General features: G+C 30.4%; 11 protein-coding genes and 1 tRNA gene. 6 read left to right on the forward strand and 6 right to left on the reverse strand.

Features of this window, described 5'->3' with window-relative positions; translation table 11 throughout:
• Positions 1-77: 77 nt before the first annotated feature.
• Genes ITB9_RS11760 through ITB9_RS11785 form a run of 6 tightly spaced genes read left to right on the forward strand, consistent with a single transcriptional unit; the run spans position 78 to position 6,285 of the window.
• Positions 78-755 carry a hypothetical protein gene (locus ITB9_RS11760; RefSeq protein ID WP_054852384.1) on the forward strand — a complete coding sequence of 226 codons (678 nt, stop codon included), beginning with the start codon at positions 78-80 and terminating at the stop codon, positions 753-755.
• Between the two features lie 35 nt (positions 756-790).
• Entirely contained in the window at positions 791-2,647 is a 1,857-nt protein-coding gene (locus ITB9_RS11765) for a hypothetical protein (RefSeq protein ID WP_054852385.1), read from the forward strand.
• Positions 2,648-2,653: 6 nt separating this feature from the next.
• Positions 2,654-4,009 (forward strand): hypothetical protein, encoded by a 1,356-nt coding sequence (locus tag ITB9_RS11770; RefSeq protein ID WP_054852386.1) that lies wholly within the window; start codon positions 2,654-2,656, stop codon positions 4,007-4,009.
• Between the two features lie 21 nt (positions 4,010-4,030).
• Positions 4,031-5,143: an FAD-binding oxidoreductase gene (locus ITB9_RS11775; protein ID WP_054852387.1), complete on the forward strand. Its 1,113-nt coding sequence runs from the start codon at positions 4,031-4,033 to the stop codon at positions 5,141-5,143.
• A gap of 4 nt (positions 5,144-5,147) precedes the next feature.
• Positions 5,148-5,846, forward strand: coding sequence for a monofunctional biosynthetic peptidoglycan transglycosylase (mtgA, locus tag ITB9_RS11780; RefSeq protein WP_054852388.1), 699 nt, complete (start codon positions 5,148-5,150; stop codon positions 5,844-5,846).
• The gene (locus ITB9_RS11785) at positions 5,824-6,285 is read left to right on the forward strand and encodes a hypothetical protein (RefSeq protein WP_054852389.1); all 462 of its coding nucleotides are present in this window, start codon (positions 5,824-5,826) and stop codon (positions 6,283-6,285) included. Before mtgA ends, ITB9_RS11785 begins: the two co-directional genes overlap by 23 nt.
• 48 nt (positions 6,286-6,333) lie before the next feature.
• Here ITB9_RS11785 and ITB9_RS11790 read toward each other — a convergent pair whose 3' ends face one another.
• The 6 genes from ITB9_RS11790 to prfH all read right to left on the reverse strand — a co-directional run bounded on the left by ITB9_RS11790 (position 6,334) and on the right by prfH (position 11,453).
• Positions 6,334-7,737, reverse strand: a complete 1,404-nt coding sequence (locus ITB9_RS11790; protein ID WP_054852390.1) for an RtcB family protein — start codon at positions 7,735-7,737, stop codon at positions 6,334-6,336.
• Complete coding sequence (locus ITB9_RS11795; protein WP_054852391.1) at positions 7,721-8,044, reverse strand: DUF6331 family protein; 324 nt, start codon at positions 8,042-8,044, stop codon at positions 7,721-7,723. Before ITB9_RS11795 ends, ITB9_RS11790 begins: the two co-directional genes overlap by 17 nt.
• 131 nt (positions 8,045-8,175) lie before the next feature.
• Positions 8,176-9,276, reverse strand: coding sequence for a slipin family protein (locus ITB9_RS11800; protein WP_054852392.1), 1,101 nt, complete (start codon positions 9,274-9,276; stop codon positions 8,176-8,178).
• 692 nt (positions 9,277-9,968) lie between these two features.
• Positions 9,969-10,051, reverse strand: a tRNA-Tyr gene (locus ITB9_RS11805).
• A gap of 149 nt (positions 10,052-10,200) precedes the next feature.
• Positions 10,201-10,752, reverse strand: a complete 552-nt coding sequence (locus tag ITB9_RS11810; RefSeq protein ID WP_054852393.1) for a hypothetical protein — start codon at positions 10,750-10,752, stop codon at positions 10,201-10,203.
• Between the two features lie 5 nt (positions 10,753-10,757).
• Positions 10,758-11,453: a peptide chain release factor H gene (gene prfH, locus ITB9_RS11815; RefSeq protein WP_054852424.1), complete on the reverse strand. Its 696-nt coding sequence runs from the start codon at positions 11,451-11,453 to the stop codon at positions 10,758-10,760.
• Between the last annotated feature and the right edge of the window lie 357 nt (positions 11,454-11,810).

An 11,810-nucleotide genomic window follows, 5' to 3' on the forward strand; every position in this document is an offset into this window, starting at 1 on the left:
CCGAAATCTCTTTCGGAGTTTTTTTATTTATAAACTAAAACCTCTGTATATTTGATTTTTCAAAAAAAATCGCTTTTATGAAACCATATAACTTATTTAAAATCTGTGTTTTACTAGTAACACTAATAACAATAACCTCTTGTTTTGAAGTCATAGAGGAAATAGATCTTAAAAGTGACGGTTCTGGAACCATGACTTACACGCTTAACTTAAGTAAAAGCAAGTCCAAGATTGCTTCAATCATGTTGTTAGATTCAATAAATGGATATAAAGTACCCTCAAGACAAGATATTCAAAAAGGGTTAAACGATATTGTTGCCGAGCTTAATAAAGCTGACGGTATTACAAATGTTACTAAAACTGCCGATTATGAAAACTTTATTTTTTCGGTTAAATGTAATTTTAAAGATGTAGACAAGATAAATAAGATTGCGACTAATGTATCCAATAAACAAAAAAATAAAATGGTGATTTCATCTTATTTTTTTGATAAAAATAACAGTCAATTTAAAAGAAAATATACTTATTCTGATCAGATTAAAAAACAATACAGCAAATTAAATAGTAAAAATAAAAAAGTGTTTGATGATGCATCATATACAGCTATTTATAGATTTGATAAAACTGTATTGTCTCAAAACAACCCAAAAGCTAAAGTTTCTAAATCTAAAAAAGCAGTTATGCAACGTCTAAATGCTATGGAAATTATTGACGGAAGCGGAAACTTAAGTACTCAAATAAAATTATCAAAATAAAATAACCAACACTTAAACTTAATATTCGAAATTAAATGAAAAAATTATTTACAGCAGTAATGCTGTTTACAGCATCAATTGTATTTGCACAAAACACTATAACAAAAGTCCCAAAAGAGGCATCAATTGTAGCATCCATAAAAGGAGAGAACTTAACACAGTTAATGTCTATTGAAGAGTTGAATAACTCTTTTGTCATGCAAGAGATGCTTAAAGAGCTTTCTAGAAAAGAAGCTGATTATAGTAGTATTGAAGATTTTGGAATTAACATTAAAGCATCCTCTCATTACTTTTTTCAGGTAAATGATAGTATTATGTATAATGCTTTTATTATTCCTGTAAGTAATGGTGATAAATTTGATGCCTTTGTCAAAAACACAAATAGTCGACATGAATTTGTTAATAATAACGGAATCCGATCTTTTAAAGATAATAGCGAAGGCGGTATTATCTGGAATGATAATACATTGGTAATTGTAGAAGGATCGCTTGTTGATTCTTATTTTAATGATAAAACAGTAGCCAAACGTTATGGTCTTAAGCCTGATAATATTTATGGTTACACAGATGATGCTGTAACAGAAGCAATAGAGGTTGAAGAAGCAGAAACAGTTAAGGAAGCTTCTGAAGAGATCTATGAAGAAGAAGAAATCGAAGAAACAGTTATAGAGTCTACAGAAGATAATAATACTTATAATTATTATGATAGCTATAATAATAATTATGATATTAAAAGAACATTGTCTAAACAGTGGGATTTAAAAAAAGCAAAAGAAGTTTTATTACAAATCGAAGCTAATTCTATACTAAAAAATAAATCTTATTTAAGTAGTATTGATAATACAGCAGAAGCGACTTTATGGGTAAACGATTTTGGTAAAATATATTCTCAAATGCTAGGATCTGCTTATTTTAGAGATTTAGCAGGATTTAATTTAGGAGCGATGTATGCAGACAATAATTTAACTGCAAAGTTATTTTTGGAGGATGACAAAATGATGCTTAATACAAAGTACACGATGTCAGATATGATGGCTAAAAGCTATAAAAAAATGAGCTCTAGAAAACTTAATAAAAAGTTTTTTGATTATGTTAATGAAGATAAAATGATTGCATACATGAGTTATGCTATGGATACTAAAGCAATGTTAGAAGAGTATCCAAAATTAATGAAATCTATTTATCAAAATATGCCATATTATGGTGAAGAGGCTGTATTGGCAATTGATTTGTTTTCATTGTTATTAGATGAAGAAGCAGTTGCAGAGGTACTTAAAGGAGATATGTTGTTTTTATTATCTGGTATTTCTAAACAAGAAGTAACATATACAACTTATGAGTATAATGATGATTACGAATATGTTGAAGTTGAAAAAAAGAAAACAGAAACATTACCAGATTTTTTATTAATGGCTTCAAGTGATGATTCTGAAATAATTACTAAATTAATTAAATACTCAAAAAATAAAGAGTTTGTAACATTTAATGATGGCTTTTATACTTTTAAAGAAAAAAGCAGTCCAATATCATTACATTTTTTAATCAAGGATGATATCATATTTGTTGGTACGTCAGCTGTAGAGATGAAAAAGATAGTAACAGGTACTTTTAATGCTAAAGTGTCAAGTAAACATAAAAATATTATGTCGAAAAACAACTATTCAATGTATGTTAGTGCACAACAATTAGCAGATCAATTACCAATTGAAGAAATGGGAATTGATAGATCAGGTAAATTAGAGTGGTTTTTAAACACTTCTGAAGATGCATACATAACAGCTTCAAAAATTAAAGGAAATACTGTTAATACAAATATGGTAATAGGTGTGCCATCAAGCCAAGAAAATGCATTAAAATATATTTTTGATATTATTGAAAATATAGCAAAGTAAAACTCAATGAATTTTAAAAAAGTTATAAAAAGAGCAGCCATTATTATAATAGTGCTGCTCTTAGTTTTTAAAGGGTTTTTAATGTTTCGTGATTATAAGTCATATAAAGATGTGATACATGAAAACGCAGATCAGATTGTTAAAATAGATATTGATGGTATTGGTCAATCAATGCTTGTTAATGCTATAACTAATAGTGATTTTTACCTTCAAAATAAAACAGAAAAAGATACGATTGAAGAAGATGGTCCAGATCAAGGTAAAGGGTTTAATATTCCTTCTAATATCTTTTTATATACTATAAAAAACCAACCTAAAACATCTGTATTTTCATCTTTAAAAATTTCAGATTCATCTGACTTTAAAAACTTTATTTCACAAAAATTTAAAATTGTAAACTTTAGGTCTCAAGCTAACTATGTCGTATCAAGTAATACAAGTAACACCTTACAAATTGCTTATAACAACAACCGTTGTGTATTAGCTTATAGTGACCAACCAACAGATGTTAATCAAGTTTTTCAAGAGCTTTTGGTAGAAGGTAAATCGTTAGATAGTAATGGTGAATTGTGGTCTAAAATTAAAGATGCAGACTCGCATATCAGTTATTTGACAAAGGATAATAATTTAGATATAAACTTTAAATCAGGTCAAGCACAGTTAAATGGTAATTTGGTGTTGTCTCAATTTTTTGATGTTCCAAAAACGTTGTCTGGAACAACATTTTCAGAGGATGCTAGCATAACTTTAGATCTTAATTTAGTATCCACTATCAATTATGTGTCATTTAAACATAATAATCAAGATGTGGATACAGATAGTTTAAACACGTATTATAATGGGCATTTAGCATTAGAAGTCGCTAAGGCAACCTATCAAACAGATTCTGTAGTGTCTTACGAGTATAATGATGATTTTGAAAAAGTCGAAACTGTATCAGCTGTACAAAAGCAAGTGCCAGAAATTAATGTTCAGTTGTCATCACTAGGACAAAAATTATATAATTATTTAGAGAAATTAACAATAATTAGACAAGGTAAATTAAGTAAAAGAGTGTTTCCTTTATATCAATTTAAAATTGATGCTACAGACAACGGATTGTACGCTAGTACAGACTTAAATAAAAATTACGCACCTCTAAATATCAAATCCTCTAATGTTTTAGATTTTAATATAGATTTTGAAAAACTGCAGCAACAAAATTATTTTCCGTTATTAAACACCTATTTTGATAAACTTGAAAACTTAACCATTACAGGAGTTAGTAATCCAGATGAAACCATTGCAATTGAAGGTCAAATAGATTTAAAAGATAAAAACATTAATGCTTTGGCTCAGTTTATTTTTAGTTTAAAACAATAAACTATTTACTACCTTGCTACAATGACATTAAGTTACTGGGAAATTAAATCATGGTTAACCAACGTAGATTATACTATTGTTGGTAGTGGTATTGTAGGTTTAAATTGCGCATTACAACTTAAAAAACGTTTTCCTAAAGCTAATATTTTAGTTCTTGAAAAAGGGACTTTACCACAAGGTGCAAGTACCAAAAATGCTGGTTTTGCTTGTTATGGAAGCTTAAGCGAAATTATTGATGACCTTAAAACTCACACAGAGCAAGAGGTTATAGATTTGGTTAACAACCGAAAAAAAGGCTTACAAAAATTAAGAGATAATTTAGGTGATAAAACTATAAATTATCAAGAATTAGGAGGTTATGAGCTTTTTACAGAAGACACTAGTTTATTTGAAACATGTGAAGCTAAACTAAACGAGGTTAATGCATTATTGAGTCCAATTTTTAAAAAGCCTGTTTTTAGTTTAAAACCTAATGCCTTTGGCTTTAAAAACATCAAATCTCAGTACAGTTTTAATCAATTTGAGGGACAAATAGACACAGGATTAATGATGGAGGCTTTGCTGCGTAAAGTACGCTTAAATGACATTAAAATTTTAAATAATATTTTGGTAACTAATTTTTCAGAGGATACAAATGCTGTAAAAATAGAAACTAATCAATTTAGTTTTTCAACTTCAAAATTATTAATTGCAACAAATGGTTTTGCTTCGGGTTTAAATATACCAAAAGTTAAACCAGCTAGAGCTCAGGTTTTAATAACAAAACCAATTAAAAATCTTCATGTAAAAGGAACTTTTCATTTGGATGAAGGGTATTATTATTTCAGAAATATTGACAATCGGATCCTTTTTGGAGGTGGTCGAAATTTAGATTTTAAAGCTGAAGAAACGACGGATTTAAATCAAACAGATTTAATACAAAATAAACTTGAATCGCTTTTAAAGTCTACTATTTTACCTGCCACTAATTTTGAAATTGATTATCGCTGGAGCGGAATTATGGGAGTTGGACATCAAAAAAAGCCAATTGTAAAACAGCTTAGTAATCACGTCTATTGTGGTGTGCGTTTAGGCGGAATGGGAGTCGCTATTGGTAGCTTGATTGGTGAAGATTTAGCAAACCTTATTAATTAAACTAATGAATAGATTTTTTAGATTTTTGGCTAAAATAGCAGTTTGGTTTGTTATAATAACTTTTGGATTAGTATTAGTTTTTAAGTGGTTTCCAGTGCCAATAACACCTTTGATGGTTATAAGATATTTTGAAAAAGATAGTCCTAAAGTTTTAAAGCACGATTGGCAACCTATTGAAAGTATATCAAAAAACTTACAGTTAGCAGTTATTTGTAGCGAAGATCAAACGTTTGTAAAACATAATGGGTTTAATTTAAAGGCTATTGAAAAAGCTTACCAAGACAATAAAAAAGGAAAACGTATAAAAGGCGGAAGTACAATAAGTCAACAAACAGCTAAAAATGTGTTTTTATGGCCAGAAAGAAGCTGGTTGCGTAAAGGTTTAGAAACTTATTTTACGTTTTTAATAGAGTTGACTTGGTCCAAACAACGTATCATGGAAGTCTATTTAAATAGCATCGAAATGGGAAATGGTATTTATGGTGCAGAAGCTGCTGCACATTATTGGTTTAAAAAACCTGCTTCTAAATTATCAAAATTAGAAGCCTCTGCAATTGCTGCTATATTACCAAGTCCTAGGAAATATAAGGCTAATCCTGTGACCAAATACATAGCATCAAGAAAGACCTGGATTACAACACAGATGAATTTTTATGGTGCTTTAAATTATAAAATTGAAGATGAAAACAACTCAAAAGATTAAATCTAGTTTACATAATCAATGTGTCCAGTTTACACAAAACAGATTAGATATAATTAGTAACACAATTGAAGAGTTACAAGAATCGTTAACTTCTGAAACTAAAAGTAGTGCAGGAGATAAACACGAAACGGGTCGTGCAATGGTACAATTAGAACGTGAAAAGGCTGGTAAGCAGTTAGCGCAAATCCAAAAAGTAAATCAATTGCTAGTTAAAATAAGTACCGAAAAGCATTCTAAAATTATTGGTTTAGGTAGTGTTGTGTTTACAACTAAAGCTAATTATTATATTGCTATTAGTGCTGGAGAGTTACAAGTGGATAGTAATAAATTTTACGCTATTGCAGCTAATACACCAATTGCACAATTATTATTGGGTAAAACTATTGGAGATAATATTGTGTTTAGAGAGCAAGAGTTTACTATTACAGAGGTATATTAATACAAAAAGCAGACCAACCTAAATCAGCCTACTTTTCCCTTCTAAAATTTACTTTCTATTTCTTTGTTTTTTCTTGTCTCTTTTAATTCTCCAAGGTGCATTTTTCTGCCAATCTCCAGCCATAATACAACCGTAAGGCATAACTTGGTCAATAACTTTACCTAAACCGTATTCTTCCATTTGGTTTCTAACGGTTTGTGCGTTTTTGTATGCACTTGGTAGCTCGGTAATATCAATTTCTTTAGAGAAAAATCTAACATCTAAACCTTTAGTTTCTTCTTTAAAAATTTGCATAATTGTACCAGTTTTACTTTTTCTGTGCTGTGTTCTGCTAATATTTCTACCAGCTCCATGAGGTGCAAAACCTAGATTAGATTTAGTGGTGTTTCCTTCCACAATTAAAACAGGTTCACTCATGTTTAAAGGTATTAATCTTGGACCAGTAATGTCAGGCATAAACTTAGCATCTAAAGGTGTTGCTCCTTTTGCGTGGTAAAACAAATCGCCATCTTTAAACACAAAGTTGTGTTCGTTCCAGTATCTGTTTTCAATTTCAATATCTAAAGTTTCAGCTACAGCATTATGCAATACTTCGTGGTTTGTTTTTGTCCATTGTCTTATAACTTGTAAAGCTTCCCAATACGTTTGACCTTCTTCTGTATTAAAAGGAATCCACGCGTTTTGTTTCATTGTATCTGGAGATAACTCTTTTCTAAAACGTTCTGCAATTTTCATTCCTTTGGTATATAATCTTGCTCCAGGACCTCTAGATCCATGATGCGTAATCATCATGGTGTTTCCTGTTTTTTTAGATTGACCAACAAACAAAAAGTGGTTACCATCTCCTTGAGTTCCTAAATGTGCTCTTGCCATTTTAATCATGTCTTTATCACCAATTAATCTATTAGACTCAAAAGCATCTAATAACTCATCAGGGAATCTAAACTGATTCTCTCTATCTCTTCCTCCTGGACCAAAATGTGTATTTGCATGTGCAGCATCCAAAATAGTTTTTGGATCTGCTTTACCAAAATCGGTTAACATGACAGAGCAACAAATATCTGCACTATGCATTCCTGGATGTATTGCGTTTTTTGCAACTGCAACTCCACCAACTGGAATGGTTCCGTCTGGACCTGTAGGACAAGCATCAGGCATAATGGCTCCATCAACTAATGTTGGTGTTTTCATTAAGGTTTGCATAGAGTTTACGACTTTAAAAACATTGTCTTTTTCTAAGTCGTTTTCTGCTTTAATATTAATAGAAAAATCTACTGATTTTACATGTAATGCAATTGGGTCTGGAGATTTAAATTGCTCTAAATATGTTTCCATTTGCTTTTGGTCTAATTGATTCTTATTTATATGTGTAATGGCGTCTTTCATCCATTTTCCTTGTCTAAATCCTAATTGGATTAAATCGTTTCCTGTTATTTTATTCTTTGTTTCCATAATTGTTTTCTGTTATTTTTTCTAATAACTTTAATATTCTATTAGAAAAATCCATCTTGTCTTCGTAAATATTTAATAGCTTACTTGATACAAATTCGTTAAGTGAATAATTAAGATGTTTAAGTATTTTTATGAAATACTTTATAATATTTAGCGCACCATATTTATTTACAATTGTTATAAAATGAGAATTATTTAATTCAAGCGCATCTATTCCACAACATTCTATAATACAATGTACTTGTAAATCAAGCCAAAATTGTTTTTGGGTATTTATTAAATCGTCAATTACTAAATGTTTTTCCATGTTTTTGGGTGGTATAATATTTTAGCTGATTGTTGCGTAAGCGATTGATGCGGTATCCTTTTGCTTTTTTTGCAAAAGATTTAGCGGAAAGCGCGACCCAAACCCTTTTTGGTTTGGGTTACGCCACAACCTTACTTATTCACAGAAAAAATATCTTTTAATTGCTCGATTACATTACCGTTTCCAGCGACTGTAATTTCGCCAATTTTATCAGCAATTTTTTCTACATATTCCATTTCTTTTAACTTAAACAACATGGTGTTGTCTTCCATTAATTTTGCAGTATTTAATAGGCTTCTGGTTGAAGCTGTTTCTTCACGTCTTGTTACGACATTAGCTTGTGCTTTTTTCTGAGCTATTAATACTTGGTTCATAATATCTTTCATGTCACCTGGTAAAATTACATCTCTAATACCTGTGTGTAACACAGTAACTCCTAATTTAGTAGCTTGTGTTTTTACGTCTTCTAATACTGCTTTTGCAATATTATCTTTTTGCTCTAACAACTCGTCTAGAGTATACGTGCCAACAAAAGATCTTAATGCTAATTGTAAATTAGTGTACAATTGTTTTTCGTAATCTTTATTACGCATTAACGCAGTTTCAATATCTGTAACTTTGTATTGTGCGTAAAAATTAATACGTACAGTTGCTTTGTCTTTGGTTAATAGCTCTTGACCAGTAATTTCTAATTGTAATTGACGTAAATCTGCTTTATCAATTTTGATGGTTTGATTGTTTCTCCAGAAATGGTATGTACCATGGTCTAAAATTTTATCAAACGTGTCATCTACAATCATAACTGCTTTTTCGTGTGCTGCAACCTCAAAGCTTCTTATGTATTGTCGCAACGCATTATTGGTGTATAATGCTTTGTCAATTGTATTTGGAATGGTAATATTGTTAAAATCTACCGTAATAAATTTGTAGTCAATTACTCCTTTCCAATACGCATGACGACCAGCTGTTAATACATGTTTAAAGTTATTATTGCTATATACCAATACTATTTGATTGTCTTCAATATCTATAACATGTAACTTGTTTGCCAAAGCATCATCTTTAAGTAAGATATCCAATGCTTTTGGTGAATTAAAAGCAGATGTTAAGCTATATGTTATAACGCTTTCGTTAAACATTAACCAATGTACGCCTTGTGTAATGACACGTTTGTAATCACCATTTTTAAATACTAAACCTACGTTGCCTGCATGAATTCTTACTCTCTTCATGATTTCTAATTTTTTATTCTGCGTTTTATTTTTACAGAATGATTAAACATTTATAATAGAATTTCAGTCTAGCTGAAATGACTATTCTTGGTAAAACAAAGCAAAAGACAACGATCTTTCTAACTACGGAAATACAAGCGATTAAAAGTAATTTAAGTAACGTTTTGCGGATGATTTATCATTTTTAGTTGAAAAACTTTCAAACTATTTAATGAAAAGTTAATCTTTAAAAGGAAACCTAAATTGTCTTAAAATACAATTGTATTTCAAGGTGTTTTCTAGACTGCTTTAACAACAAGTGTTTAAGCTAGTCGTCCTTTGCTTTGTTTTTTGTCGTTTTATGTGAGACACACAATGATGGTCTATTTTTTAAAGTGACCTTCTTTGTTGAATTATGGATTTTTAGTCCATCCTAATTGCTGTAACCTAAATACAGTGCGTTTACCGTTTCGCCACAAAACCATTTGGTTTTGGTAGGACTCGAACCTACAAAATTGTCTATTGCTTAACCAGACTTAGCTACTTCCTGTTACGGAAGACAGGATTCGAACCTGTGTACATAGAGGAGATTATTTATTTGGCCAAATAACCTTAAAGCCTTCAAGTCAAGTTGGATATAAATACCTGATGCGAAACCGCAAGGATTTATACAATAGTGCTATATCGAAACACGTAACAAGACTTACTTGATGTGGAAGTAGTAGGACTTGAACCTACATGCTAATAAAAGACCTGATTTACAGTCAGGCGAGCCAACCAATTGCTCAATACTTCCAGTTTTAATATTTTAAAGAACTTTTATTAAGCTCTGCTAGCTTCATTATCTAGCAGAGCGTTACTTTTAAAGTCAGATTCCAAAAGACTTCTTTTTAATTACACTGCAAATATTATACAGTATTGCGCAATGTTTTTGCGTACTTAAAATTACTTTTGTTTTTTCTTCTTATTACAGCACTTTTTTTTCTTTGTTTTGCTTTTTGAGGTTTTCTTATTAGATTTTATCTTGCTTTTATTTCTTGATATCTCTGTGTCTATATAGCTAATAAAATCGTTATTAAATCCAAATTGCTTTGCTGTTTTCAGTGCTTTAATAGCTTTTTTGTGTTTTAGTTTAATTTCATGAAGCTGACCTTGTTTGCACCAAATACTTCCTTTGTCAATACCTTTAATTGTTAAGGCAAAATCTATTAGTTTTTGGGCTTCATCAAAATCTTCATTATCCAAAAGGACTTGTATGTATCTTGGATAGACTTTCTGAAAATCCATCTTACTAGCTAAAGCTTCAGCATAATATTGCTTAGCCATTATGTAGTCTCCAAATTGTTCTGCTTGCAAACGTGCCATTAAGTACAACGCATAAGCGTTATTACTTTGGTATGACAAGGCATAATTTAGATTCTCTACGGTTTCTTCTAGCTCATATGGATAAGCGTCTATGGCTTTAAGCACGTAATTATTTAACAAATTAGTGTCCATTATTTTTAGTTGTTTAATTGGTTTCGCAATTCTTTTTTTAAGGTATTGCGTTGTTTTTTAAATGTTTTTACAATTGTATTTTTTTTAAAATCAGAGCCTTTAAAAATTTGTATTGGGTTTCCTCTTTCTATATTTAAGTGGTTTTCCCATTGGTTTTTAGTACTAGATTTTAATTGGTCCAACTGCATTTGATTTACTTTTTCATGTAAACGTATTTTAGCAATTTTTTTGTTTTGATGCTGAGAGCGACTATCCATAACCAACACTTGTGTTTTAGTTGGTATATGAATGGCTCTTATTGCAGAGCTTACTTTGTTTACATGTTGTCCTCCAGGTCCAGAGCTTTTTGTGGCTTGGTAAATAATGTCGTTGTCATTGATTTTAAACTCTTGATCCTGATTTATTAAATACATTCCTATAAACCAGTTTTTACGTTTGTGTTGAGGTCTAAAAGCTGACACGCCAATCCATTGTATTGTTCCAATCCATTGGCTTAAAAACCGATCTAAGGATTTTGCCTGTAATTGAATTGTGACGGATTGAAGTGTCAAGTTTTCAATACCTTTTTCTCTTTGTATTATTTTATAATTAATGTTATTGTGTTTTAAATCAGCTATAAAGTATTTTAATACTTGCGCTACAACCCAACAACACTCAGCTGGTCCACGACCAGAGGTGATTTGTATTATTTTAGTTTTCATTGTAATATTATTTTCTGAGATGGATATAAGCATGCGTTATTGGCATGCTAAATACAATTCAGTTTGTGTTTTACTATTTTGGAAATGTGCTTAGCAGGTTTGCTAATACTGGAAAACAAAACATCCGAAACAGTTTTTAAGTTGCTTCGGATGTTTCATTTATAAAATTGAAAAGTTTATCTAACGATAATCACGAAGCGTCACAAAAGGAAGAATTCCTTTTGGATCGTTTTGATATGTTATAAATAAACTCATAGTTTCTAATTTTTTAATTCAACTTAGTTTTGGTTGAAATGCGTTGCAAATATCTACATTTATTTTCGAATTTTCCAAATTTATTTTTCTAAGTGGTTAAAA

The organism is Olleya sp. ITB9 (assembly GCF_001315805.1).
Lineage (GTDB): Bacteria > Bacteroidota > Bacteroidia > Flavobacteriales > Flavobacteriaceae > Olleya > Olleya sediminilitoris.